The sequence below is a fragment of the Streptomyces sp. NPDC041135 genome (genome assembly GCF_055592085.1).
Window position 1 is genome coordinate 254,052 of the sequence record NZ_JBVIYZ010000001.1, and the last position, 24,334, is coordinate 278,385.

The window sequence follows — 24,334 nt, forward strand, 5'->3', positions numbered from 1 at the left end:
ACTACACCCACGTCCGGGGGCGGTAACGGTTGGCCCGTTCCACCAGGTCGATCCTCTCCTCGCCGCCGGCCGCCAGCCGGGCCAGCGTGCGGTAGGCGCGCTCCAGACCGAAGCGGAGGCCCCGCTCGTCCAGACCGCTGCCGAGCAGCGCCCGGCCACCGGCGGTGGCACCGGGCAGGCTGCTCCGGCCCCCGGAGAGTATCCAGTCCAGGGCGCTGCCGAGCACCTCGGCGGACAACTGCTCCCGGCGGGCCGGGTCCAGGCCGTACGCGTCCAGTGCCTCGACCTGACCCGCGGCGGCGGTCAGGTCGTCCAGGAACGGTACGTCACCCGCCGTCGCCGTGCGCTGCCGCAACCGGGCCCGTACGGCGGCCACCCGGGCCGCCGTGTAGTGGATGGAGGCCTCCGGAACCGACTCCAGCGTGCTCACCGCGGCGGACCGGTCGCCCGCCGCGAGCTGTACGCGGGCCAGGGCGAACGCGGCGCTGACGAAGCTCGGGTCGGTCGCCCACACCAGGCGGTAGTACTCGGCGGCGTTGTCCAGCTGGCCCAGCACCTCCGCGCACAGGCCGAGCGCCAGCTTCGGCGCGGCCTCGCCGGGGAAGGCGTCGTAGACGGCGTCGAAGGCCGGGGCGGCGCCCACGAAGTCGCCGGTGACCAGCGCGGCCACGCCGCGGTACCACACCACCCGCCAGTCGTCGGGCCGTTCGTCCTCCAGCTCGGCCAGTGCCTCCAGGGCCGCCGGGTGCTCGCCGCTCTCCAGCAGGGCCCGGATCTGCCGCAGCCGGGTCTCCACCGTCCGCGCGGGCGCCGCCGCCAGCGCGCTGAGCAGCTCGGCCGGCGCGGAGGTCATCAGGCCCGCCAGGAAACCGGCGTTCGGGTCGCCGGGATCGACGTGCGGGACGGGCAGGGCGAGCGCGGCCGCGGGCGTGTCCACGGACTTCACCAGACCGGGTGACAGCGGCGGGACCGGGGTGGCCGGGCCGGCGGCCGGTCTCCCGCCGCGGGCCGGGCGCGCCCCGAGCCGGGACACCTCGCCGTCCAGCTTCGGGAACAGCTCCCGGTCGGTGACCTTGATCTCCGGTCCGAACAGCGTCGACAGCGCCGGGCGCGCCCGGCCGGTCTGCAGCGAGACGACCTCCCGCAGCACCCCCGTCAGCTGCTCGGCCATCTCCTGCGCGGAGGCGAACCGGCGGGCCGGGTCGGGGTCGGTGGCGCGCACCAGCAGCCGGTAGAACGACTCGTACCGGTGGAAGACCTCGATGGTGTCGGGGTCGGGCAGGGAGTCCGCGAAGACGTTCGTGTAGCCCTGGAAGTCGAAGGTGAGCACGGCGAGGGTGCGGCCGACCGTGTACAGGTCGGAGGCCACGGACGGGCCGGTGTCGGCGACCTCCGGGGCCTGGTAGCCGACCGTGCCGTAGATCGCGGACTCGTCGTCGTCCATGCGGCGCACCGCGCCCATGTCGATCAGCTTGAGCTGGTCCTCAGTCTGGATGGCGTTGTCGACCTTGAAGTCGCAGTACAGCAGGTTGCGGCTGTGCAGGTGACCGAGCGCCTCCAGGGCCTCGATGCCGTAGGCGCAGGCCTGCTCCACCGGCAGCGGGTCGCGGCGGCCGTCCGGGGTGCGGCGGGCGTTGGCGATCTCCTTCAGCGACTTGCCGCCGACGTACTCCATGACGATGTAGCCGTCGAGGGAGCCGGTGCGCTGGTCGAGGTGCTCGACGAAGTTGTAGATCCGCACGATGTTGGCGTGCTCGATCTCCGCGAGGAAGCGCCGCTCGGAGATCGCGGCGGCCATCGCGTCCTGGTCACCGGTGTCGAGCAGGCCCTTCAGCACCACCCAGCGGTCGGACACCGCCCGGTCCACGGCCAGGTAGACCCAGCCGAGGCCGCCGTGCGCGAGGCACCCCGCGACCTCGTACTGGCCGTGCACGATGTCCCCGGCCTTCAGCTTGGGCACGAACGAGTACGGGTGTCCGCACTTGGTGCAGAACCCCTCGGTGCGCCCCGGCCGTTCGCCCCGGGCGCGTCCCACCGGCGCCCCGCAGTCCGAGCGCGAGCAGAACCGTTTGCGCTCGGGCACCTCGGGGTTGTCCAGCACCATCGCGCGCGGGTCGGGGCGCGGCACCTGCGGCACCGACACCAGCCCGGCGCCCAGCCGGCCGCGGCCGGTCGAGCCCGTGCTCGAACCGGAGCTGCGCACCGACACCGACCGGCCGGTCGACGGGCCCGCCAGGGAGCGCGACAGCCGCCCGGACACCGAGCGGCGCGACTTCGAGGACTGCGACGACTGGGAGGTGCGCGACGACCGGGACGACCGCGACGACGGCGCCGAGGAGGCCGGCTGGGCGGCCCCGGACGACGCACGCGCGCCGGAGCCCGGTCCGTCGCCGGTGTCCCCGCCGGACGAGGGGCCCGCCGGTCCGGTCGCGGCGACGACCGGGGCCAGGCCGCAGGTGTCGCAGTACAGTTCGCCGCCGCCGACGTCCTCGTACGCCCCCTCGCAGCCCGGACGCTGACACGCCCGCTGTGCCTGACTCACGCCTGTTCCCCCCCGCCGTCCCCGTCCTCGTCCGGCCGCGGCGCACGCGGGGCGCCGAACGCCTCCGCCGCCGCCTGCTGGTAGCGCAGCACGGCCTGTTCGGCGACGCGCAGATCGCACGGCGCGCTCCACAGCATGCGGCGGGCCGCGTCGTACCGCTCCACCAGCAGCGGATCCTCCGCGAAGCCGTGCCGGGCCACCTTCGCCCGGTAGGCGTCCAGGCGGCCGCGCAGCTCGGCGCGGACCGCGAGCGGCGCGGTGACGGCCGTCAGCGACTCGCGGGCGCGCAGCAGTTCGTCCTCCGCCTTCTGCTCCAGCGACTCCAGCAGCGGCGAGAGGCGGTGCCACTGGGCCTGCCTGCGGTACTCCGCGGCCGCCGCCAGCTGCTCCTGGAGCGCGGTCGGCGGTCCGCTGACCACCGGCACCTCCGTGGCGGCGATCTTCGCCAGCACCTCGCCGCGCGCGGTGCGCGCCTCGGCGAGGGTGCGGTCCGCCCGCGACAGCACGTCCCGCAGCCGGATCAGCCGCTGCTCGGCGTCCTGGCGGACGGTCAGCACGGCGTCGATCTCCCGCCGCACTTCCTCCAGGGCGCGCGCCTCACGGTCGTACACCGTGGTGTCCGGGCGGCCGCCGCCGGGTGCCGAACTGCCCTCGGCCCGCGCCCAGAAGGCCAGCGGGTCGGAGATCACCTCTTCGCGGAGCCTGGTCAGCGTGCGGGTGATCCGCTCCAGGTCGTCGCCGGCCGGGTGCTCGCCGGGGCGTACGCCGACGGAGTGCGCGAGCTTGCGGGTGCGCTGGAGTTCCGCGGCGAGCAGGTCGATCCGGGCGGGCAGCGCCGACCAGACCGCGTCGGCGGCGACGACCATGTCCAGCGAGGACGCGTACAGCTCGTTCATCCGCTCCACCAGGCCCGCCAGCGAGAAGCTGTGGCTCAGCCTGCCGGAGCCGCCGAGCGCGGGCGCGTTGGCGGACGCCGCGCTGCCGCCGGCGACCGTGACGGACTCGCCGCGCAGCAGCTCGGTCAGCTCGGCCAGGTCCTCGCGGCTGGACCAGCGGCGCCGGGCGCGGACGTCCCGCGCGCAGCGCAGCGCGTCCGAGTAGGCGTCGAAGTACGCCCACAGCAGCGTGATCGACGCCTCCGCGGCCGCCCAGCGCTCCTCGGTGACGCCGGTCAGCTCGGCTCCTTCGAGGAGCCGGCGGCCCGCGTGGTCCTGGAGGGCGAGCAGCGACGTCTCGATCGCCTCGTGCTCCGCGCCGAGCCGCGCCAGCGCACGGTCCACCTCGTCCCGGTCCATCACCGGCCCGGCGGGGTCCGTGACGCCCATCGATCACCTCTCGCTGCTGTGTGGTTGCCTGGGGGCCGCCGAAGCGGTTCAGCCGGTGTTCAGATACCTCGGCGGGGGCGGCTTCGACGCCTCCACGGGTCCCCTCAGTGTGGCCGACAGCCAGGTGTCGTACGACGCCTGCCAGCCGCTCGCCCGGTAGTCCTCCAGGATGCGGTTCACCCGGCGTACCAGGTCGTGGGCGTCCTTCTTCATCGCCACGCCGTAGTACTCGGTGGTGAACGGGTCGCCCTTCAGTTCGACCGTCGGGTCCTGGGCGGCCTGGCTCGCGGCGAGCGCCCCGTCGGTGACGACCGCGTCCACCTCGCCGAGCTGGAGCCGGACCAGGCAGTCGAGCTGGTTGGGCACGGGCGGGACGATCACGGCGCTGGCGGGCAGGGTGGTGCCGGCCCCCTTGTCCTCGATCAGCTTCCCGTAGGCGGTCGAACTGTCCGCCGTGCAGATCCGCTTGTGCGCGAGTGAGCTGTCGTAGCCCGTGATGGGCGAGGACTTGGGCGCCAGGACCTGCTGGCCGGTCTTGAAGTAGGGCGCGGAGAACGCCACCTCGTCGAGGCGCTTGCAGGTGATGGTCATCGTGCGGACGACCATGTCGACCCGGTCGTCCTGGATGGCGGAGATGCGCTGGCTGGTCGGTATGGCCTTGAACTGCACGGCCTTGGGGTCGCCGAGGATGTCCTGGGCGATCCGGTGGACCAGGTCGATGTCGAAGCCCTCCAGCTCCGCGCCGTCGGCGTTGGGGTTGCGGTAGCCCCAGCGGTAGCTGTTCTGGTCGACGCCGACGATCAGTTTGCGCTGGTCGCCCCGGCGGGCCTTGATGGCGTCGATGGTGGGGCCGTCCGCGCTCGACGGCGGCAGCGTCCGCAGGTGCGCCTCCGAGTCCTTGCAGCCCCCGGCCCGGGCCTGGCTGCCGGTGGCCACCCGGCCGCCGGACGCCGGGACGGTGCCGTCCGCACCGGCCGCGCCGCCGCCCGGTGCCTGGGTGAGCGGCAGCAGCAGGGCGAACGCCAGCGTCAGGGCGCACAGGACGGCCATCGCCCCGACCCCGCCCCAGCCACGCAGGGCGGCCCGCACACGTCGCGCGTGCATCGTCACGCCCCCTTTCACCGGTACTCCGAGAGCCTGCGGCCGATGCCGGCCAGTGCGCCCGCCGCGCCGAGCAGGGCCAGGACGGCGGCCCCGGCGGGCAGTCCGGTCATCGCCTCCCGGCCGTCTCCGGCCGCCTGCCTGAACTCGGTCTGCTCGTGGCCGATGGCACGGTCGAGGCTGTCGTCGACCCCCTGGAAGCACTCACCGGTGGCACCCTTGCCGCCGATCACCTTGTCCAGCGCCTGCTGGTAGTTGCCGTACTCGTCGTCCCGCCGGGCGGCGGCGTGCCGCTCGCTCCACACCGCCATGTCAGCCTGGGCCGCCTCGACCGGGGCGGTGCCGGCCCGGTCGTCCGCGAGCTTCGCGGCCTGGGCCAGACCCTTGTCCAGGTCACGCAGGTCCTGGTCGAAAGCGTAGTAGTACGCGTCGTAAACCGTGTTGCCGACCTTGACGGTCTGGGCACCGCGGGCCACCAGGCTCAGGTTCTCGTTGCCGCGGGCCGTGAGGGAGGCGATGCGGGCGTCGTGCAGCACGTTCAGCGAGCGGATGCCGTGGTCGTAGGAGCTGTCGAGCCCGGAGCGGGCGAGGGTGTGCCCGGTGGCCAGCCACAGCAGGGCCACCGCGGTGGCCGCGGAGGCGGCGACCAGGCCGTGGTTGAGCACCCGGTTGGTGCGCCGGTAGGTGCGGTGCTGGGCCCAGCCGAGCGCGGCGAGGGCCAGGACGCCGAGCGCGATCGCCGCCCACGGGTAGGGCGTGGCCCCGGCGTAGTCGGCGCGCAGCCGCTTGTTCTCCGTCGTGTACAGCTCCTGGGCCGCCGGGAGCATCTGCTTCTGCATCTTGTCGTTCGCGTACCGCAGATAGGCGCCGCCGACCGGATAGCCCTGCCGGTTGTAGGTCCGGGCCCGCTCGACCAGGCCCTTGTACTCCGGCAGCAGCTTGTTCAGCCTGGCGATGGTCCGCTGCGAGGGCGAGCCCGGTTCGGAGTTGGCGGCGGCCGTCACCAGGCCGGCGGCGGCCTTGCGGATGTCCGTCTCGTACAGGTCGCGGGCGGCCGGGGTCTCCTCGCCGCCCGCCAGGAAGCCGCTGGAGGCGGCCGTGTTGGCGTCCGCCAGCGAGCGGTAGATGTCCGCCGCGCCGGAGCTGAGCGGCTGGCTGCTGTGCAGCACGTCGTCGGCGGCGGCCGCGCGGTCGGTCTCCTGCCAGGCGGTGACCGCGCCGAACGCCACCACGAGCAGGGCCAGTACGGCGCCGATGAGGCGCAGCCGGCCGGGCTCGGTGGTCGCGGCGGCCCGCAGCCGGTCGGCGCCCTCGGCGAAGGCGGTGCGGCGGACCGCGGGCGGCGCCGGCGCCGGGCCGGGGGAGGCGGGCGGTCCGGGCTGCCGGGGGAGCGCCGGCAGCGCGGGCCGGCCGTGGCCGGCCGCCGGTGGCGCCGCGCTGCTCTGCGGCGGGTGTGTCACTTGACCTCCCCCATGGTCATCCGTTCGCCGCCAAGTATCGCCGTCCGGGACGGCATCCGCACCAGCCTTCACCCGATCTTGATCGGATCGCGGCGCCCCCGGCGGCGTGGCGCGGCGGCCCGCGCCGTCCCCTGCCCATGAGAACGCCGCCGGCCGCCGTTCGGTTCCCCGGCGTACGGGCCGCTCACCGCTCCCAGTACGCCCGCGCCCGCCGCTGCGCCGCCGGGCTCGCGCCCAGCCGGTCCAGGCCCAGCAGGGCCGCTCCCAGCACCGGGGCGGCCGTCACCACCCGGGGCACCGCCTTGGGCGCCCGCGCGGCCAGCAGGTCCCGTACGCCGTCGTCGAGCAGGGCGTGCCCGGCGCTGAGGACACCGCCGCCCAGCAGCACCGGCGTCTCCTCGTCGAGCAGGTCCAGGCGGGTCAGCGCCACCGCGGCCATGACCACCACCTCCTCGGCCAGCCGGTCCACCAGCGAACGCGCGACCACGTCCCCGGCGGCGGCCGTCGCGAACAGCACCGGCGCCAGCTCGTGGCGCCGCTCGTGCGCCACGTGCCCCAGGTGCAGGGCCTCGATCAGCGCGTACATCGACGCCAGCCCGAAGTGCGCGGGCAGCGTGCGCTCCAGCGCGGTCGGCCGCCCCCGCCCGTCCGCCGCGCGCGCCGCGTGCCACAGCGCCTCCTCGGCCATCCCCCAGCCGCCGCCCCAGTCGCCGGAGATCCGGCCCAGCGCCGGGAAGCGGGCGGTGCGGCCGTCGGGGCGCATGCCGACGCAGTTGATCCCGGCCCCGCACACCACCGCGACGCCCCTGGGCTCGGCCACGCCCGCCCGCAGGATCGCGAAGGTGTCGTTGCGGACCTCCACCGACGCGCCCCAGCCCCGCGCGCGCAGCGCGGCCGCCAACTGCTGCTCCTCCACCGGCAGGTCGGCGTTGGCCAGACAGGCCGACACCTGCGCGACGGCCGTCACGCCGGCGTCGGCGTACGCGCGCGCGACCGGCTCGGCGAGGGCGTCGACCGCGGTCTCCACGCCCACCGCGGGCGGCCGGAACCCGCCGCCGCGGGCGGTGGCCAGGACCTCCCCGGCGGCGCTCACCACGGCCACGTCGGTCTTGCTGTTGCCCGCGTCGACGGCGAGGACGCACGGCGGGCCGGGTGCGGTCAGGCCCACGCGAGGTGCTCCCGGTTGTGTGCGATCAGCCGGTCGGTGAGCGCGTCGGCGTGACGGTGCTGCCCGGTCAGCGGGTGGGCCAGCAGCGCCCGGAACACCCGGTCGCGCCCGCCGCGCAGGGCCGCGTCCAGCGCCAGGTCCTCGTACGCCGTCACGTGCGCCACCAGCCCCGCGTACAGCGGGTCGAGGCGGGGGACGGGCAGCGGCGCCGCGCCGTCCCGGCCGACGGCCGCCTGCACCTCGATGACGGCGTCGTCGGGGAGGAAGGGCAGCGTGCCCCCGTTGCGGGTGTTGACCACCTGGTGGGGGCTGCCTGCGCCGCCCAGCAGGGCCGCGGTCAGGTCCACCGCCGCCTCCGAGTAGTAGGCGCCGCCCCGCTCGGCGAGCAGCGCGGGCTTCTCGTCCAGCGCCGGGTCGGCGTACATCTCCAGCAGCCGCCGTTCCAGCGCGGCGACCTCGGCGGCCCGCGAGGGCTTGGTGCCCAGTTCCCGTACGACCTCGTCGTGCGCGTAGTAGTAGCGCAGGTAGTACGACGGGACCACGCCCAGGGTCTCCAGCAGCGGGCGGGGCAGGCGCAGGTCGGCGGCGACGGCGGCGCCGTGCTCGGCGAGCAGCTTGGGCAGGACGTCCTCGCCGCCGGGGCCGCCGAGGCGCACACCGGTCTCCCAGGTGAGGTGGTTGAGGCCGACGTGGTCGAGGTGGAGGTCGCCCGGGTCGGTGCCCAGCAGCGCGGCGAACTTCCGCTGGAGGCCGATCGCCACGTTGCACAGCCCGACCGCCCGGTGCCCGGCCTGGAGCAGGGCGCGGGTGACGATGCCGACCGGGTTGGTGAAGTCGATGATCCACGCGTGCGGGCTGGCCCGCCGGACGCGTTCGGCGATGTCCAGGACGACGGGCACGGTGCGCAGCGCCTTGGCGAGGCCGCCGGCGCCGGTGGTCTCCTGGCCGACGCAGCCGCACTCCAGCGGCCAGGTCTCGTCCTGCTGCCGGGCCGCCTGCCCGCCCACGCGCAGCTGGAGCAGGACGGCGTCGGCGCCGTCGACGCCCGCCTCCAGGTCGGCGGTGGTGACGATCCGCCCGGGGTGGCCCTGCCGGGCGAAGATGCGGCGGGCGAGGCCGCCCACCAGCTCCAGGCGTTCGGCGGCCGGGTCGACCAGCACCAGTTCCTCGACGGGCAACGTGTCCCGGAGCCGGGCGAAGCCGTCGACGAGTTCGGGGGTGTAGGTCGAACCGCCGCCGACCACGGTGAGTTTCATTCAGGGTCAACCCTTCACTCCGGTGAGCGTGACGCCCTCGACGAACGCCTTCTGGGCGAAGAAGAACACGAGGATCACGGGGGCCATGACCAGCACGGTGGCGGCCATGGTGAGGTTCCAGTCGGTGTGGTGCGCGCCCTTGAAGGACTCCAGGCCGTAACTGAGGGTCCAGGCGCCGGGGTTCTCGGAGGCGTAGATCTGCGGGCCGAAGTAGTCGTTCCAGGCGTAGAAGAACTGGAAGAGGGCGACGGCCGCGACGCCCGGCCTGGCCATCGGCAGCACCACCTTCAGCAGGGTGCGCAGGTCACCGCAGCCGTCGACCTTCGCCGCGTCCAGGTACTCGGCCGGGATCGTCAGCAGGAACTGGCGCAGCAGGAAGACGGAGAACGCGTCGCCGAACGCCATCGGGACGATCAGCGGCCACAGCGTGCCCGACAGATCCAGCTGCTTCGCCCAGAACAGATACATCGGAATGATGATCACCTGCGGCGGCAGCATCATCATCGAGATCACCAGCATGAGTGACAGGTTGCGGCCCCGGAAGCGGAAGTGGGCGAGCGCGTACGCCACCGGGACCGACGACGCGACCGTCAGCGCGGTGCCGAGGCCGGCGTAGATCAGCGTGTTCTTCCACCAGGTGAGGAAGCCCGGAGTGGTGAATACCTGGCGGTAGTTGCCCCACTGCCAGGTGTCGGGGACCAGATCCCGGCTGAGGGCCTGGCTGTCGCTCATCAGCGAGGTGAGCACCACGAACACGAAGGGGAGCGTGAAGAAGAGCGCGGCCGCCACGCCGAGGGAGTGCACCGCGATCCACTCCAGCAGCGTCCGGCGCCGGGCCGTGCGCTCGGCGGGGGAGACGGCGGCACGGGCGCGCACCGGCGGGTCGAGTACCTGGGCCATGCTCAGTCACCTGCCTGGATGAGACCGCCCCGGCGCCGCATCAGCAACGCGGTGAACGCCATGGACAGGGCGAAGAGGACGAGGGCGACGACACACGCGGAGCCGTAGTCGAAGCGCTGGAAGCCGAGGTTGTAGACGAGCTGGGGGAGGGTGAGCGTGGACTTGTCCGGGTAGCCGGGCTCGAACTGGGTGCCCGCGCCCTGGATGACTCCGGAGGCGACCTTCCCGGCGATCAGCGGCTGGGTGTAGTACTGCATGGTCTGGATCACGCCGGTGACGACGGCGAACATCACGATCGGCGAGATGTGCGGCAGCGTGACGTACCGGAACCGCTGCCAGGCCGACGCGCCGTCCAGCTCGGCCGCCTCGTACTGCTCGGCCGGCACGTCGAGCAGCGCGGCCATGAAGATGACCATCAGGTCGCCGATGCCCCACAGGGCCAGCAGGGTCAGCGCGGGTTTGGACCAGCCGGGGTCGTTGAACCAGCCCGGCGCGGGGATGCCGGCCTTCTCCAGCAGTGAGTTCACCGGGCCGGTGCCCGGGTTGAGCAGGAACGCGAACGCCATGGTGGCCGCGACCGGCGGGGCCAGGTAGGGCAGGTAGAACAGGGTGCGGAAGACGCCGGTACCCGTTTTGATCTTGGTGATGAGCATGCCGATGCCCAGGCCGAAGACCACCCGCAGGCTCACCGCGACCAGGACCAGCCACAGGGTGTTGCGCAGGGCGGGCCAGAACAGCGGGTAGTGCGTGAAGACGTACGTCCAGTTCTTCCCGCCGCTGAACACCGGTGGCCGGAAGCCGTCGTAGTGCATGAAGGAGAAATAGACCGTCGAGACGAGCGGGTAGGCGAAGAAGACGGCGAAGCCGATCAGCCAGGGGGACATGAAGGCGGCCGTGCGCAGCGCCGCCCGGCGGCGTTTGGAGGCGAGGGTGACGGTGGTCATCGGCTACTTCGCCTGCGCGATGTCCGTGTCGATCTGCGCGGCCGTCCTGCGCAGCCCGGCCTTGAGGTCGGTGACCTTGCCGCTCTCGTAGTCGTAGCCGAACTGCTGGATCGTCACCAGGTACACACCGCCGTTGATCGAGGCGGGTGTCGTGGTGGAGTGCGGGTCGGCGGCGATGTCCAGGAACGTCTTGAACCGCGGGTCGTAGGTCAGCTTCGGGGACTTCAGCGCCTTCAGGGTGGAGGGCACGTTGTGGATGGCGTTGGCGAAGCCGACCACCGCGTCCGTGTCCGTGGTCATGTACTTCACCAGTTCCCAGGCCGCGTTCTGCTTGTGGCTGGTGGCGGCGATGCCGGCGACGGTGCCGGTGAGGTAGCCCTTGCCGTACTGGTCGGCCTGGTCGTCCGGCACGGGCAGCGGGGCGACCCCGATCTCGAAGTCCGGGTGGGCCTCCTCGGCCATCCCGAGCCGCCACTCGCCGTCGAGCTGCATGGCGACCTGACCGGTGTGGAAGGGGTGCCTGGGGCCCCACTCGTCGCCGAGCGTGGCTCGGAACCTCTCCAGCCTGCGGAAGCCGCCGAGGTCGTCGACGAGCTTCTTCTGGAGGGTGAAGCCCTTCTCGAACGCCGGGTCGGTGGCGAGGGCGGACGCGCCGTCGGCGCGGAAGTAGGACGGCGAGAACTGCGCGAAGTAGTGCTCGGTGGTGGACTCCCAGCCGTGGTAGTCCGGCATGAACCCGAGCTGCCGGTAGCCGTCGCCCTGCCGGATCGTCAGCTTGGCCGCGTCCGCCGCGAACTGCGACCACGTCTTCGGCGGGTGCGCGATGCCCGCCTTCCGGAACGCCGTCCGGTTGTAGTACAGCCCGTACGCGTCGCCCAGCAGCGGGACCGTGCAGCGGTTCCCGTCGAACTGGGTGTACTCGTTCATCGCCTTCGGGAACGTCGTCGCCGGGTCGATCCCCGCCTTCCCGAAGAAGGGGTTGAGGTCGACGAGCGCGCCGGAGGAGCAGAACTTGCCCACGTTGTTGGTGGTGAAGGAGGAGATGACGTCCGGGGAGTTGCTGCCGCCGGAGCGCAGCGCCTGGTTGATCTTGTCGTCGGTCATGTTGCCGACGACGTTCACGTGGATGGTGGGGTGGGCCTTCTCGAAGCCGGCGACCAGCGACCTGACCGCCTTCACCTCGTTCGGCGCGCTCCAGGCGTGCCAGAAGGCGATCGTCGTGTCCTTCGACGGGTCGTCCGTGGCGCCCGAGCCGGACTGCCCGGTACAGGCGGTGGTGAGCAGGGCCAGCGACGCGGTCAGGGCAAAAGCCGTCTTTCGGACGGCGGACGGTATGACGTCGGGCATGGCGAGGTCTCCCGGGGACGGGGTGGGCGAGAGGGGTGGGGCGTAAGGGACGGGCGGTGAGTACTGGCGGGAGGGACGGGGGTACTAGCGGGAGGTGTCGAAGACCTCGTCGCGGGTGGCGGCCAGCGCGCTCTCCAGGGCGCCGCGCAGCACGGGGTGTTCGCGGACGCCGGCGAGCACCAGCCGCGGGCGGGCCGCCGCCAGCTCCGCCAGCTCGGCCTGGACCAGGGCGCGCAGCACCTCGCCGCCGGCGGTCAGGGCGGAGCCGCTGAGCACGACCAGCTCGGGGTCGAGGACGGACACCAGGGAGGCGAGACCGGTGGCCAGCCGGGTCGCGTAGGCCCGCAGCAGCTCCCGGTACGGGCCGCCGGCGTGGTCGGCGGCCCTGGCCACGAGTGCGGCGGCGGCCTCGGCGTACGGGCCGCCCGGCACGTCGGTGATGCCCAGCTCCCGGGCGAGCCTCGGCACCGCCTGGGAGCCGGCCAGCTCCTGGTAGCCGCCGCTGTTGGCCCTGGTCACCTGACGCACCAGCGGGGCGCCCGGCACCGGCAGGAAGCCGACCTCGCCGGCGCCGCCGGTCCAGCCCCGGTGCAGCCGCCCGCCGAGGACCAGGGCGGCGCCCAGGCCCTCCTGGTTCCACAGCAGCACGAAGTCGCCGTGCCCGCGGGCCGCGCCGAGCCGCTGTTCGGCCAGGGCGACGAGGTTGACGTCGTTCTCGTACTCCACGGGCATCGGCAGCGCGGCGGCGAGTTCGTCGAGCAGCGCGGGGGAGTGCCAGCCGGGCAGGTGGGAGGCGTAGCGCAGACGGCCGGTGGTGGGGTCGAAGGCGCCGGGGGTGGCGATGACCAGCCGGTGGACGTCGGCCCGGGTGAGTCCGGCGGCCTTCACCGCGCCGTCCAGGGCGTCGGTGACCAGCTGGACGACGGGCCGGGCGGGGCGCCGCCCGGGCGTGGGCAGCTCGAACTCGCCCACCGTCCGGCCCGTGACGTCGGCGACCGCGGCCCGGATGCGGCCCGGGGTGACGTCGAGGCCGGCGGCGTGGGCGGCGCCCGGGTCGACCGCGTACAGCTGGGCGCTGGGGCCCGGGCTGCCCTCGCTGGTGCCGGTGACCCGGACCAGCCCGGCCGCCTCCAGCCGGGCCAGCAGCTGGGAGGCGGTCGGCTTGGACAGGCCGGTGAGCTTGCCGATCCGGGTACGGGACAGCGGGCCGTGCTCCAGCAGGAGGTCCAGCGCGGCGCGGTCGTTCATGGCGCGCAGGACGCGCGGGGTGCCCGGCGTACCGGCGGTTCCTGCCATGCGGGTCGACACCTGCCTTTCCGGCTGCCCAGCTTCCCAGCGACCGCCCCGCCACGTCCAGCGAGGCCACCGGCCACCAGCCACTGTTAGGAAACCTTCCTAACCGCGTGGGAGGAACGTAAGCCGTGGCGAAGCAGGCGTCAAGAGACCGGCAGCGGACCGGCCCCCGGGCAACGGAGTCGTTACCCGGGGGCCGGCGCCGGTCCCGTGACCCGCTCCGCTACTTCCCCGGCGGCGAGGTGCGCTGGGGGGTGAGGGGGGTGGCGGCGGCCGTCTGGGGGGAGTCGGCGTTGGCGTAGGCCGAGGGGGCGGCGACGGTGGACGTGGGGTCGGTGGCCTCCTCCGCGTCCACGACGGCCGTCGCACCGCCGACGATGCGGATGTCGGCCGCGTCGAAGGCGCGCTTGACCCGCCAGCGCAGCTCGCGCTCGACCGGCACCGACTTGCCCGGCATGGTCCTGGCCGAGATGCGCACGACCATCGAGTCGATCAGGACGCTCTCCAGGCCCAGCACCTCGACCGGGCTCCACAGCAGCTCGTTCCAGGGCTCTTCCTTGGTCATCTTCTCGGCGACCTCGTCGAGGGTCGCCTTGACCCGGTCCAGGTCCTCGGAGGACCTGACGGTCACGTCCACGCCCGCCGTCGCCCAGCCCTGCGAGAGGTTGCCGATGCGCTTGACCTCGCCGTTGCGGACGTACCAGATCTCGCCCTTGTCGCCGCGCAGCTTGGTCACCCGCAGCCCGACCTCGATCACCTCGCCGGAGGCGACACCCGCGTCGATCGTGTCACCGACGCCGTACTGGTCCTCCAGGATCATGAACACACCGGAGAGGAAGTCCGTGACCAGGTTGCGGGCGCCGAAGCCGATCGCCACACCGGCGACACCGGCGGAGGCCAGCAGCGGGGCCAGATTGATCCTGAAGGTGGACAGCACCATCAGCGCGGCGGTGCCGAGGATCGCGAAGCTGGCCACCGACCGCAGCACCGAGCCGATGGCCTGCGAGCGCTGACGCCGCCGCTCGGCGTTGACCAGCAGCCCGCCCAGCGCCGTGCCGTCCACCGCCTGGACGGTGCGGTTCATCCGGTCGATCAGCTTGGTGATCGACCGCCGCACCACCGCCCGCAGCACCCCGGCGATCACCACGATCAGCAGGATCTGCAGACCGATGGCGAGCCACGTCGACCAGTTCTGCTCGACCCAGCTCGCGGCGTTCGTCGCGCTGTCCTGGGCGTCCTGGAGCGAGGGGACCGCCGGCGCGGTCGACCCCGAGGGGGACGGCGTCGGCGAGGCACCGGCGGCCGAGCGGACGGCGGGCAAGGACACGGCAGGTACCTCCAGGTGCAGCCCGTCCGGCGGGGCGGTCAAGGCGTCAAGGTCACGGAAAGGTCACCGGACGGGCAGGACAAACACACTAACGGGGCAGCGGGGGTGCCCCGTGCGATCCGGCGCCGAAGAGACCCGGCTCACCCGGGCCCGAACAGGTCGCGGCCGGGGGACGAACCGGGTGTGGTCGAAAACACTCCCAGCCCGTTACCGGGACATGGTGGCGCGTTCACCAGGCAAGAGGGGAGACTGGCTGCAGATCGTCCCGGCGCCAGCCACGCGCCGCCGACGCCCAAGGAGGCATCCGTGCCGCATGTCCTGGTCCTCAACGCGTCGTACGAGCCCCTCGGCGTCGTACCGCTCCGCCGCGCGCTCATCCTCGTTCTGGAGAACAAGGCAGTCTGCCTAGAGGAGTCCGGCGCCTTCATGCACAGCGCAACCGTGACACTCCCCGCACCCAGCGTGGTCCGGCTCAAGCGATTCGTGCGGGTCCCCTACCGCGGGCCCGTTCCGCTCACCCGGCGGGCGCTGTTCGCCCGTGACGGCGGCCGGTGCATGTACTGCGGTGGCGTCGCAACCAGCGTCGACCACGTCATCCCGCGCAGTCGCGGGGGTCAGCACGTCTGGGACAACGTGGTGGCGTCCTGCCGCCGCTGCAACCACGTCAAGGCCGACCGCCACCTCTTCGAGATCGGCTGGCGGCTGCGCCACAAACCGGCTCCGCCCACCGGTCTGGCCTGGCGCATCATCGGCACCGGGCACCGGGACCCGCGCTGGCTGCCCTACTTGCAGCCGTACGGCGCGGAGGACGCCATGGCCCGGATCGACGGCATCTCCGCCTGACGGTCCGGGCTTTCGCATGGCGCCGCGGGCGCGCGCCGGCGGAAGGGGCGCGCGCCGGGGGACGACGCGCCGTGGGCGCGGCCGGGCCGGCCGGCTCCGGGAGTCCCCTCGCGCCCCCGGAGCGGACCGGCGCGTCAGGTGTAGCGCAGCTGGGCCGGGTGCACCGAGCGGCGCAGCAGCGGCAGCGACGTGGCCGCCGCCAGCAGACAGCACGCGTACACGCCCACCGGGACCAGCAGCGCGGCGTACGGCACGCTCCGCACCGCGTGCTCCCCGGCCACCGCCCCGTACCAGACGCCGACGGCCATGCCGCCCGCGCCCGCCAGCAGCAGCGCCGGGGCCAGGGGAAGCGCCGTCTCCAGCAGCAGCGCCCGGCCGAGCACCGCGCGCGGGACCCCGGCGGCCACCTGGGCGGCCAGCCCGCGGCGCCGGCCGGCCAGCGACTCGGCGGTCCCGACGGCCAGACCGGACAGGGTGATGGCGAGGGCGACGGCGATCGCGGCGGCCGTCAGGTCGATGCCGGTCGTGTAGAAGGTGATGTCCGTGCCGAGCCGGTGCTCGGAGCGCATGGCGTGCAGGTCGGCCAGGAGCGTCCGCCGCACCCCGACGAAACCGGTGCCCACGACCGTGACCAGCAGCACCGCCGCGTGCGTCCGGGCCGCCGCCCAGGGGTCGTCGCGCAGCCGTTCCGCCGCGATCAGCGTCGCCGCCGTACGGGCCCGGGCGGCCAGCGACCGCCCGACCAGCCGGGCCGTGCCGCCGGCCAGCCACACCGTGCCCGCGCCGACCGCGACGACCAGGCCGAACACCGTCAGCGGCAGCCGCTCCCGGCCGGCGCCGGAGCGGCTGCCGCCGGCCAGCAGCGCCAGCACCAGCACGGCCACGACACCGCCCGCGAACAGCAGCCCCGGACCCCGCCCGCCGGCCGGCCGCACCCTGCGCACGTGGCCGAGCGGTGAGGCCACCACCCGGCGCAGCGCCAGCGCGCTCGCCACCGCGCCCAGCACCGGCACGCCCAGCAGGACCAGTACGGTCCCGGTCCACGTCCAGGCGGTCGGTCCCGCCCACACCCCGAGCAGCACCGGGACCGCGACCGCGGTCGCGCAGGCGGAGCCCAGCAGACAGGCGAGCCCCGTCTCCAGCCCGGCGATCCGGCGCACCTGGGCCGGGGTGGCGCCCGCCAGCCGCAGCCCGGCCAGCCGCCGGTCGCGGTGCACGGCGCCGATCCGGGCGCTCTGCCCGAGGAACCCCAGCACCGGTACGAGCAGGAGCAGCAGGCTGACGACGACCCCGGAGCGGGTGCCCGGCCCGTCCAGCAGCCCGTGTCCGAAGGACACCCGGTGATAGCCCCGCAGGGAGGCCAGCGCGACGGCCGCGAGGGCGAACCCGGTCGCCGTCGCGGCCCCCACCGCGGTCAGCGCGACCCGCCACCACTCCTGCCGGTCCGAGCCCCGGGTGAGCCGCCAGGCGAGCCGGACGTCGGCCGCCACCGCGCCGCCCCGGGCGCCGTCGTGCCCGCGCCGCGTCATGCCGCCACCCCCGCCGGCGCCACGGCGCCGTCGCTCAGCCGCACCTCGCGGTCGGCGTACGCCGCCACCTGGGCGTCGTGCGTGACCAGCAGCACGGCGGTGCCCGCGTCGCGGGCGGCGTGCGCCAGGGTGGTCATCACCTGCTCGGTCGCCAGCGAGTCCAGCGCGCCCGTGGGCTCGTCGGCGAAGACCACCGCCGGGCCGGTCACCAGCGCCCGGGCGAGCGCGACCCGCTGGGCCTGGCCGCCGCTCATCTCGCCCGGCCGCAGCGCCTCCTGCCCGCGCACCCCGAACCGCTCCAGCCACTCCCCGGCCCGTTCCCGGGCGTCCGCGCGGCCGGTTCCGGCCAGCATCAGCGGCAGCGCCACGTTGTCCACGGCCGTCAGCTCGGGGATCAGCTGCCCGAACTGGAAGACCACGCCGAAGTCGGTGCGGCGCAGCTCGCTCAGCCGCTTTTCCGGCAGCCGGTCGAGCCGCTGCCCGGCGTAGGTGACCGAGCCGCCCTCCGGGCGGACGATCCCGGCCAGGCAGTGCAGCAGCGTCGACTTGCCGCTGCCGCTGGTTCCCGTCACGGCGAGAATCTCGCCGGCCCGCAGGTCGAGCGAGGCACCGCGCAGCGCGGGTGTCCTGCCGTGCGCCTTGACCAGGTCCCGGGCCGCAAGGAGCGGCACCGGGGTCTGCGCCGTGTGGCTCATGCTGTGTCGACCTCCGCGGTCAGAGTGGTCAGCCGGGCCGCCGTGGTGTGCATCCAGCGGAGGTCGGCGTCGAGGTGGTTGAGGGCGTAGTCCGCCGAGAGCACGGTCGCCAGGTCGGAGTCCGGGGCGGTCTTGAGGGCGGTCAGTTCCCGCATCCGCGCCATGTGTGCCGCGCGCTGGGCGTGGAGGTAGGCGGCCGGGTCGCCGCCGGACAGGATCGAGACGACGACCTTGGCGAAGATCTCGTTCACCACGAACGGCGCCGGAGGGGCGATCTCGCCCGCCCACCGCGCCAGCTCCTGCGCACCGGCGTCGGTCGAGCGGTACCGGGTGCGTTCGGGGCCGCCGTCGGCGTCGGTGCCGTCGACCTCCGCGAGACGGTCGCGGACCAGGCGTTGCAGCGTGGTGTAGACCTGCCCGTAGGCCAGGGGCCTGGCCTGCGGGAATCGTTCGTCGTGGCGTCGCTTGAGGTCGTAGCCATGGCTCGGCCCCGCCGCGAGCAGCCCCAGGAGGATGTGCCGGGTGCTCATGCGGATCATTATGCACTCGATACATGTACTGAGTGAATAGTGATCGTGGTTCGAGTGGTGTGATCGTGACCGGTGATCTCGAAACCGCTTCCGGATGAGTCCCGGCGGAAGTCCGGGGTACCCCTGTGCACCCCGCCCCGGTGCGTGCCGCCGCGTCATCGGGGTAGGCCTGCCCTGACCCGCCCACAGGACCGAAACCCCGAGGAGGCCTCGTGGCCGTAGCGGCTCACCTTCCGTTCCCCGACCCGTCCGAACCTCCGGCGGAGCCGTCCGCCCCCGCCGCGGCCTCCGCCCCCGCCTCCGTTCCCGGACCGCGGCCGGGCGCCCTCGGCTCCGAGAGCGCCGGTACCGAGGTGCCGCTGACCAGCGAGCCGCCGCTGCCGGACGCCGAGCCGCTGACCAGTGAGCCGCCGCTGGCCGACGCCGCCGCGCTGACCAGCGAGGCCGACCCCGTCGCCGACTTCCACGGCGCGGAGTCGTAGATGAGCGAACCCCTCACCGAGGAGCTGTCCCGGCTCGCCGGGCTGCACGGTGTCGCCACCTCCTACCAGCCGTCCGCGGACCGCACGGTCGCCGCCTCCGCCGCCGCCGTGGTCGCCGTCCTGGCCGCCCTCGGCGTCGACGCGAGCGGCCCCGACGCCGTCCGCGCCGCCCTCGCCGACCGGGAGCGCGAGCTGCGGACCCGGCTGCTGCCGCCGACCGTCGTGCACTGGACCGGCACCACCGCCGAAGTGCCCGCCGCCCTGGCCGCCCTGCCGTCCGGCACCCGGGTCACCGTCTGTCTCGAGCAGGGCGGAACCCTGACCGGGCCGCCACGGCCCGGGGAACTGCCGCCCGGCGTGCACCGGGTGAGCGCCGCCGCCCCCGACGGGCGCGCCGCCGAGAGCCACCTGATCGTCGCCCCGGACCGGCTGCCCGCCCCCGCCGGACGCTCCTACGGCCTCCTCGTCCAGCTGTACTCCCTGCTGTCCCGGCGCTCCTGGGGCATGGGCGACCTCGGTGACCTCGCCGAGCTGGCCGGGTGGGCCGGCCGCTCGGCCGGCGCCGGATTCGTGCAGGTCAACCCGTTGCACGCGGCCGTGCCCGGCGCCCCCACCGACCCCTCCCCCTACCGGCCCTCCTCCCGGCGCTTCCCCGACCCCGTCTATCTGCGGGTGCAGGACGTCCCCGAGTACGCCTACCTCGACGACCGGGATGCCGACACCGTCCGCACCCTGCTGGAGCGGGCCGACCGGCTGCGCGCGGACGTCCTCGACAAGGGCGCCCTCATCGACCGGGACGCGGTGTGGGAGCTGAAGCGGGAGGCGCTGGAGCCGGTGCTGCGGGTACCGCTCGGGCCGGGCCGGCAGGCCGCCTACGACGCCTTCGTCGCGGAGGCCGGCGAGGCCCTGCGCGACCACGCCACCTGGTGCGCGCTCGCCGAGACGCACGGCTCCGACTGGCACCGGTGGCCCGCGGGCCTGCGCGACCCCCGCTCCCCGGAGACCGCCCGCGCCCGGGCCGCGCTCGGCGACCGCGTCGAGTTCCACTGCCGGCTCGCCTGGCTCACCGACACCCAGCTCACCGCCGCCCAGCGCACCGCCCGCGAGGCCGGCATGCCCGTCGGGATCGTGCACGACCTGGCCGTCGGCGTGCACCCGGGGGGCGCGGACGCCTGGGCGCAGCAGGAGTACTTCGCGGCCGGCATGTCGGTCGGCGCCCCGCCCGACGCTTTCAACGCCCGCGGCCAGGACTGGGGGCTGCCGCCCTGGCGCCCCGACCGCCTGGCCGCCTCCGGCCACGCCCCCTACCGCCACCTGCTGCGCGCCCTGTTCCGCTACGCGGGTGCCCTGCGCATCGACCACGTCATGGGCCTGTTCCGGCTCTGGTGGGTGCCCGAGGGCCGGCCGCCCACGGAGGGCGCCTACGTCCGCCACGACGCCGACGCCATGCTCGCGCTGCTCTCCCTGGAGGCCTCCCGGGCCGGTGCCGTGGTGATCGGCGAGGACCTGGGCACGGTCGAGCCCGGCGTGCGCGAACGGCTCCAGCGCCACGGCGTGTTCGGCACCTCGGTGCTGTGGTTCGAGCGGGACTGGGCGGGCGGCGGCGACCCCCTGCCGCCCGAGGCGTGGCGGGCCGACTGCCTGGCCACCGCCACCACCCACGACCTGCCGCCCACCGCCGCCCGGCTGGGCGGCGAGCACGTCGAACTGCGCGACAGCCTCGGGCTGCTGACCCGCCCCGCCGCCGAGGAACGCGCCGAGGCCGCGGCGGACACCGCGGAGTGGCTGGCCGTCCTCACCCGGCTCGGACTGCTCCGGGACGCCACCGAGGAGGCCGAGATCCAGGCCGTGCACCGCTTCCTGCTGCGCACCCCGGCCCGCATGATCGGCGTCTGGCTCCCGGACGGCGTCGGCGACCGTCGCCCGCAAAACCTCCCCGGCACCTGGGACCAGTACCCCAACTGGCGCCTGCCCGTCGCCGACGCCGAGGGCCGGCCGGTGGCCCTGGAGGACCTCGCGGCGTCACCCCGGCTGCGGGCGCTGCTGGACGTACTGAGAGAGGGGGACGGCGACGGCGCGGAGTGAGCGCCGGGTGCCCGTACGGCACCCCGGGCGCGCGCCCCGTTCGGCCGTTCGCTAACTTGGCACCGTGGACAAGAAGAACGCCCTGCGCTCCGGCAGCCTGGTCGCCGGTACGACGCTGATGATGCTGCTGATGTCGTCCTGCAACACGCTCACCCGCGACGACGGCGACGACCCCGGCCACGGCCTGAGCGTCGTGGAGACGCTGGGTCTCTACGTCCTGGCCCCGCTGGCCCTGTTCGCGATCATCACCGGGCTGGTCATGGCGCTGGACAAGTCCCGGGCCAAGCACGACGACACCACGTCGAACATCGTCATCAAGGGCGAGGAGCAGGCCGAGTCCCGGACGACGAAGGCCTGACGGCCCGCTGACCGGCCGCTGACCGGTCACCGCTGCCGACCGCGAGGGCGCCGGCCCCTCCGGCCGTACGGACGCGTGCACCGACACGCACACTCCGTACGGCGGGGAGGCCGGCGCCCTCGGCGTGTCCACGGCGCCGGGGGGCCGGGCGGAGCGGAGGCTCGGGTGGCGGGGTGACCCGGGCCGGGGTCAAGGGCTCGGCGCGGTCAGGTACCGCTGCACGGCGGGTCCGAGCCAGGCCACCAGCTCCCCGCGGGTCAGCTCCACGGCCGGCGGCAGGCGCAGCACATACCGGGTGAGCGCGGTTCCGAGCAACTGCCCGGCGCACAGAGCGGCCCGCGCCGGCACCTGCTCCGGGTCGGGGCACACCTGCCGGGCCACCGGCAGCAGCTGCTCCCGGAAGATGTCCCGCAGCCGCTCGGCACCGGCCTCGTTGGTGACGCCGACCCGCAGCACGGCCGTCAGCTCCTCGTTCGCCTCCCACAGGTCCAGGAAGTGGCCGACCAGGGCGCGCCCCACCTCCTCGCGCGGCAGCGCGCCCAGGTCCGGCAGCCGCAGATCGAGTGCGACGGCCGCGGCGAACAGGCCGTCCTTGCTGCCGAAGTAGCGCATCACCATCGAGGGGTCGATCCGCGCGTCCCGGGCGACGGCGCGGATGGTGGCCCGCTCGTAGCCGTCGGCGGCGAAGCGTTCGCGGGCCGCGGTGAGGATCGCGGAGCGGGTGGCGTCGGAGCGGCGCGCGCCCGCCGGTGCCGGTGTACTGGAGCCGTCGTTCATGGCGTCGTTCATGGCGGCGAGCGTATGCCAACAGTCGTAGGCCAACAAGTGTTGACTTCCCGGCGGAGCGGCGCCTAACGTTGCCAACAAGCGTTGACAACGACCGTTGGCACACAAGCGTTGGCTACCACGCGTCGGCACCGACCTCGTCGCCCCCGCACCGGCACCCCGGAGGCCCTCATGAACGCCACTCCCGCCACCCCCGCCCCGTCCGCCGCCACCCCGCGTGTCGTCGTCGTGGGCGCCGGTCCCACCGGGCTCCTGCTGGCCGGTGACCTCGCCACCGCCGGCGTGCCGGTCACCGTCGTGGAGAAGCGGCCCGACCGGATCAGCAACCTCTCCCGCGCCTTCGTCCTGCACGCCCGCACCCTGGAACAACTCGACGCCCGCGGCCTCGCCGACGACCTGGAGGCGGTGGGCCGCCCGCTCGACGCGCTGCGCCTGTTCGGCCGGCTCACCCTCCGCCTCGACACCCTCCCCTCCCGGTTCCCGCACCTGCTCGTGCTGCCGCAGTACGAGGTGGAGAAGGTCCTGGAGCGCCGGGCGGTCGAGGCGGGCGCCGAGTTCCGCCACGAGACGCGGCTGACCGGCCTCACCCAGGACCCGGACGGCGTCACGGCCGAGGTCACCGTCCCCGGCGGCGGCACCGAGCGCCTGCGGGCCGCGTACGTCGTCGGCGCCGACGGTATGCGCAGCGCCGTGCGGGACGCCGTCGGGCTGCCCTTCCCGGGCCGCTCGGTGATCCGCTCCGTGGTCCTCGCCGACGTCCTGCTCGCCGAGCCGCCCGAGACCCTGCTGACCGTCAACGCCGTCGGGGACGCCTTCGCCTTCCTCGCCCCCTTCGGCGACGGCTACCACCGGGTGATCTGCTGGCACCGCGGCCACGACGTGCCCGACCACGAGCCGGTCGGGCTGGACGAGGTCAGGGAGATCACCCGGACGGCCCTGGGCCGGGACTTCGGGATGCACGACCCCCGCTGGATGTCCCGGTTCCACAGTGATGAGCGCCAGGCCCCCGCCTACCGGGCCGGCCGGGTCTTCCTGGCGGGCGACGCCGCCCACGTGCACTCGCCGGCCGGCGGGCAGGGCATGAACACCGGCCTCCAGGACGCGGCCAACCTCGGCTGGAAGCTGGCCGCCGTCGTCGCCGGGCACGCGGACCCGGAGCTGCTCGACAGCTACCAGGCCGAGCGCCACCCCGTCGGCCGGGCGGTGCTGCGCAGCAGTGGCGGGATCGTCCGGCTCGCCATGGCCAAGCGGCCCTGGACGCTGGCGGCGCGGGCCGCGCTCACCACCGTGCTGGACACCGTCGGCCCCGTCCGCCGCGCCGCCGTCGGGCAGGTTACCGGCATCGGTTACCGCTACCGCGCCCCGCGCGGCGCCCACCGCCTCACCGGCACCCGCGTCCCGGACGTCCGGCTGGCCGGCGGCGGCCGCCTGTACGAGGCCCTGCGCGGCGGACGGTTCGTGCTGATCACCGGGCAGGGCCAGGGCGCCGCGGCGGACCGCTCCGGCCGGCTGGCCACGGCGCACTGGGCGAGCGACCGCCGTACGGCCGTCCTGGTGCGCCCCGACGGATACGTGGCCTGGGCGGCCGACACCGCCGGCCCCGCGGCCGTCGAGGCGGCGCTGGAGCGGCACCTGGGGGCGCGGCCCTGACACCGGTCCGCGTGTCCGGCGGCGCCCTCCGGACCGTCCCGCGTCCTAGCCGGCGGCGGTCGTGCGCAGCAGGTCGCGCAGCAGGTCGGCCAGGCGGCCGGCCTGTTCGTCGTCCAGGCCGGACAGCGCGTCGCGCTGCTGCGTCAGGCCGGCGCCGACCGCCTCGTCGATCAGCCGCAGCCCCTGCTCGGTGAGCGTGACCTGGAGGCCGCGGCGGTCGTGCGGGTCGGGGGAGCGGCGCAGCAGCCCGGCCCGTTCCAGTTTGTCCAGGCGGCCGGTCATGCCGCCCGTGGTGAGCATCAGCGTGGCCGACAGCTGCCGCGGCGAGAGGGTGTGGGGAGCGCCGGTGCGGCGCAGGGTGGCCAGCACGTCGAACTCGCCGCGGGAGATGCCGTAGGGCTCATAGGCCTTCTCCATCCGGTCGCCCATCGCGCGCGAGAGCCGGAAGATCCGCCCGAACACCTCCATCGCCCTGGTGTCGAGGTCGGGCCGTACCTCCGCCCACTGCTCGACGATCGCGTCGACGGGGTCCCGGCGCTGCTCGTCCCCGCGCTGCTCAGCTCCGCGCTGCTCAGTCCCGCGCTGTTCATCGGCCTGCTCCATGCGTCGAGTATCCGCCCGGGCCGGATCACCCGCAAGCAACTGGATCGGGAGCAACTAGATCGCAAGTAAGTAGGTTGACAGTAAGTAGCTTACCGCTAAGCTACTTCCGT

21 protein-coding genes are annotated in these 24,334 nt (G+C 74.4%); 5 read left to right on the top strand and 16 right to left on the bottom strand.

Annotated features, from left to right (window positions below; all coding sequences use genetic code 11):
* Position 1: 1 nt before the first annotated feature.
* The 11 genes from ACZ6CZ_RS01185 to ACZ6CZ_RS01235 form a co-directional block, all read right to left on the bottom strand.
* Complete coding sequence (locus tag ACZ6CZ_RS01185) at positions 2–2,542, bottom strand: serine/threonine-protein kinase (protein ID WP_469012812.1); 2,541 nt, start codon at positions 2,540–2,542, stop codon at positions 2–4.
* On the bottom strand, positions 2,539–3,867 hold the full coding sequence (locus ACZ6CZ_RS01190; protein WP_469012817.1) for a hypothetical protein: 1,329 nt from the start codon (positions 3,865–3,867) through the stop codon (positions 2,539–2,541). The genes ACZ6CZ_RS01185 and ACZ6CZ_RS01190 overlap by 4 nt, the downstream gene beginning before the upstream one ends.
* A 48-nt stretch (positions 3,868–3,915) precedes the next feature.
* Positions 3,916–4,971: a glutamate ABC transporter substrate-binding protein gene (locus ACZ6CZ_RS01195; RefSeq protein WP_469012823.1), complete on the bottom strand. Its 1,056-nt coding sequence runs from the start codon at positions 4,969–4,971 to the stop codon at positions 3,916–3,918.
* 14 nt (positions 4,972–4,985) lie between these two features.
* Positions 4,986–6,428: a hypothetical protein gene (locus tag ACZ6CZ_RS01200; protein ID WP_469012827.1), complete on the bottom strand. Its 1,443-nt coding sequence runs from the start codon at positions 6,426–6,428 to the stop codon at positions 4,986–4,988.
* Positions 6,429–6,612: 184 nt separating this feature from the next.
* Positions 6,613–7,596, bottom strand: coding sequence for an N-acetylglucosamine kinase (locus ACZ6CZ_RS01205; RefSeq protein WP_469012829.1), 984 nt, complete (start codon positions 7,594–7,596; stop codon positions 6,613–6,615).
* A complete protein-coding gene (locus tag ACZ6CZ_RS01210) occupies positions 7,587–8,852 on the bottom strand; it encodes a 6-phospho-beta-glucosidase (RefSeq protein ID WP_469012831.1) in 1,266 nt (421 codons plus the stop codon). Before ACZ6CZ_RS01210 ends, ACZ6CZ_RS01205 begins: the two co-directional genes overlap by 10 nt.
* A 6-nt stretch (positions 8,853–8,858) precedes the next feature.
* Positions 8,859–9,752, bottom strand: coding sequence for a carbohydrate ABC transporter permease (locus ACZ6CZ_RS01215; protein WP_469012834.1), 894 nt, complete (start codon positions 9,750–9,752; stop codon positions 8,859–8,861).
* Between the two features lie 2 nt (positions 9,753–9,754).
* Positions 9,755–10,696, bottom strand: a complete 942-nt coding sequence (locus ACZ6CZ_RS01220) for a carbohydrate ABC transporter permease (protein WP_469012840.1) — start codon at positions 10,694–10,696, stop codon at positions 9,755–9,757.
* A 3-nt stretch (positions 10,697–10,699) separates the two neighbouring features.
* On the bottom strand, positions 10,700–12,043 hold the full coding sequence (locus ACZ6CZ_RS01225; protein ID WP_469012845.1) for an ABC transporter substrate-binding protein: 1,344 nt from the start codon (positions 12,041–12,043) through the stop codon (positions 10,700–10,702).
* Between the two features lie 84 nt (positions 12,044–12,127).
* Positions 12,128–13,339, bottom strand: coding sequence for an ROK family transcriptional regulator (locus ACZ6CZ_RS01230; protein ID WP_469012848.1), 1,212 nt, complete (start codon positions 13,337–13,339; stop codon positions 12,128–12,130).
* A 220-nt stretch (positions 13,340–13,559) separates the two neighbouring features.
* Positions 13,560–14,663 carry a mechanosensitive ion channel family protein gene (locus ACZ6CZ_RS01235; protein ID WP_469014350.1) on the bottom strand — a complete coding sequence of 368 codons (1,104 nt, stop codon included), beginning with the start codon at positions 14,661–14,663 and terminating at the stop codon, positions 13,560–13,562.
* A gap of 306 nt (positions 14,664–14,969) precedes the next feature.
* Here ACZ6CZ_RS01235 and ACZ6CZ_RS01240 point away from each other — a divergent pair, with 306 nt between their 5' ends.
* A complete protein-coding gene (locus ACZ6CZ_RS01240) occupies positions 14,970–15,506 on the top strand; it encodes an HNH endonuclease (protein ID WP_469012850.1) in 537 nt (178 codons plus the stop codon).
* A 134-nt stretch (positions 15,507–15,640) separates the two neighbouring features.
* Here ACZ6CZ_RS01240 and ACZ6CZ_RS01245 read toward each other — a convergent pair whose 3' ends face one another.
* Genes ACZ6CZ_RS01245 through ACZ6CZ_RS01255 form a run of 3 tightly spaced genes read right to left on the bottom strand, consistent with a single transcriptional unit; the run spans position 15,641 to position 18,260 of the window.
* Complete coding sequence (locus ACZ6CZ_RS01245) at positions 15,641–17,035, bottom strand: ABC transporter permease (protein ID WP_469012853.1); 1,395 nt, start codon at positions 17,033–17,035, stop codon at positions 15,641–15,643.
* Complete coding sequence (locus ACZ6CZ_RS01250; protein ID WP_469012859.1) at positions 17,032–17,730, bottom strand: ABC transporter ATP-binding protein; 699 nt, start codon at positions 17,728–17,730, stop codon at positions 17,032–17,034. Before ACZ6CZ_RS01250 ends, ACZ6CZ_RS01245 begins: the two co-directional genes overlap by 4 nt.
* Positions 17,727–18,260, bottom strand: coding sequence for a PadR family transcriptional regulator (locus tag ACZ6CZ_RS01255; protein WP_469012863.1), 534 nt, complete (start codon positions 18,258–18,260; stop codon positions 17,727–17,729). The genes ACZ6CZ_RS01250 and ACZ6CZ_RS01255 overlap by 4 nt, the downstream gene beginning before the upstream one ends.
* Positions 18,261–18,472: 212 nt before the next feature.
* Here ACZ6CZ_RS01255 and ACZ6CZ_RS01260 point away from each other — a divergent pair, with 212 nt between their 5' ends.
* The 3 genes from ACZ6CZ_RS01260 to ACZ6CZ_RS01270 all read left to right on the top strand — a co-directional run bounded on the left by ACZ6CZ_RS01260 (position 18,473) and on the right by ACZ6CZ_RS01270 (position 21,185).
* Complete coding sequence (locus ACZ6CZ_RS01260; protein ID WP_469012866.1) at positions 18,473–18,742, top strand: hypothetical protein; 270 nt, start codon at positions 18,473–18,475, stop codon at positions 18,740–18,742.
* Positions 18,743–20,827, top strand: a complete 2,085-nt coding sequence (gene malQ / locus ACZ6CZ_RS01265; RefSeq protein WP_469012869.1) for a 4-alpha-glucanotransferase — start codon at positions 18,743–18,745, stop codon at positions 20,825–20,827.
* Positions 20,828–20,891: 64 nt separating this feature from the next.
* Positions 20,892–21,185, top strand: coding sequence for a hypothetical protein (locus ACZ6CZ_RS01270; RefSeq protein ID WP_469012872.1), 294 nt, complete (start codon positions 20,892–20,894; stop codon positions 21,183–21,185).
* Positions 21,186–21,374: 189 nt separating this feature from the next.
* Here ACZ6CZ_RS01270 and ACZ6CZ_RS01275 read toward each other — a convergent pair whose 3' ends face one another.
* A complete protein-coding gene (locus ACZ6CZ_RS01275; protein WP_469012874.1) occupies positions 21,375–21,974 on the bottom strand; it encodes a TetR/AcrR family transcriptional regulator in 600 nt (199 codons plus the stop codon).
* 168 nt (positions 21,975–22,142) lie between these two features.
* On the opposite strand from ACZ6CZ_RS01275, the gene ACZ6CZ_RS01280 reads away from it, so the two are divergent.
* Positions 22,143–23,621, top strand: coding sequence for an FAD-dependent monooxygenase (locus ACZ6CZ_RS01280; RefSeq protein WP_469012877.1), 1,479 nt, complete (start codon positions 22,143–22,145; stop codon positions 23,619–23,621).
* Positions 23,622–23,666: 45 nt separating this feature from the next.
* On the opposite strand, the gene ACZ6CZ_RS01285 is transcribed toward ACZ6CZ_RS01280, so the two are convergent.
* Positions 23,667–24,224 carry a MarR family winged helix-turn-helix transcriptional regulator gene (locus tag ACZ6CZ_RS01285; RefSeq protein ID WP_469012880.1) on the bottom strand — a complete coding sequence of 186 codons (558 nt, stop codon included), beginning with the start codon at positions 24,222–24,224 and terminating at the stop codon, positions 23,667–23,669.
* Positions 24,225–24,334: the final 110 nt, after the last annotated feature.

Bases quoted from the DNA above. Each gene is read 5' to 3' on its own strand.
- ACZ6CZ_RS01210 (WP_469012831.1), bottom strand. From the start codon at position 8,852: ATGAAACTCACCGTGGTCGGCGGCGGTTCGACCTACACCCCCGAACTC.
- ACZ6CZ_RS01285 (WP_469012880.1), bottom strand. From the start codon at position 24,224: ATGGAGCAGGCCGATGAACAGCGCGGGACTGAGCAGCGCGGAGCTGAG.
- ACZ6CZ_RS01190 (WP_469012817.1), bottom strand. From the start codon at position 3,867: ATGGGCGTCACGGACCCCGCCGGGCCGGTGATGGACCGGGACGAGGTG.
- ACZ6CZ_RS01230 (WP_469012848.1), bottom strand. From the start codon at position 13,339: ATGGCAGGAACCGCCGGTACGCCGGGCACCCCGCGCGTCCTGCGCGCC.
- ACZ6CZ_RS01245 (WP_469012853.1), bottom strand. From the start codon at position 17,035: ATGACGCGGCGCGGGCACGACGGCGCCCGGGGCGGCGCGGTGGCGGCC.
- ACZ6CZ_RS01250 (WP_469012859.1), bottom strand. From the start codon at position 17,730: ATGAGCCACACGGCGCAGACCCCGGTGCCGCTCCTTGCGGCCCGGGAC.
- malQ (WP_469012869.1), top strand. From the start codon at position 18,743: ATGAGCGAACCCCTCACCGAGGAGCTGTCCCGGCTCGCCGGGCTGCAC.
- ACZ6CZ_RS01220 (WP_469012840.1), bottom strand. From the start codon at position 10,696: ATGACCACCGTCACCCTCGCCTCCAAACGCCGCCGGGCGGCGCTGCGC.
- ACZ6CZ_RS01255 (WP_469012863.1), bottom strand. From the start codon at position 18,260: ATGAGCACCCGGCACATCCTCCTGGGGCTGCTCGCGGCGGGGCCGAGC.
- ACZ6CZ_RS01275 (WP_469012874.1), bottom strand. From the start codon at position 21,974: ATGAACGACGCCATGAACGACGGCTCCAGTACACCGGCACCGGCGGGC.
- ACZ6CZ_RS01225 (WP_469012845.1), bottom strand. From the start codon at position 12,043: ATGCCCGACGTCATACCGTCCGCCGTCCGAAAGACGGCTTTTGCCCTG.
- ACZ6CZ_RS01280 (WP_469012877.1), top strand. From the start codon at position 22,143: ATGAACGCCACTCCCGCCACCCCCGCCCCGTCCGCCGCCACCCCGCGT.
- ACZ6CZ_RS01215 (WP_469012834.1), bottom strand. From the start codon at position 9,752: ATGGCCCAGGTACTCGACCCGCCGGTGCGCGCCCGTGCCGCCGTCTCC.
- ACZ6CZ_RS01195 (WP_469012823.1), bottom strand. From the start codon at position 4,971: ATGCACGCGCGACGTGTGCGGGCCGCCCTGCGTGGCTGGGGCGGGGTC.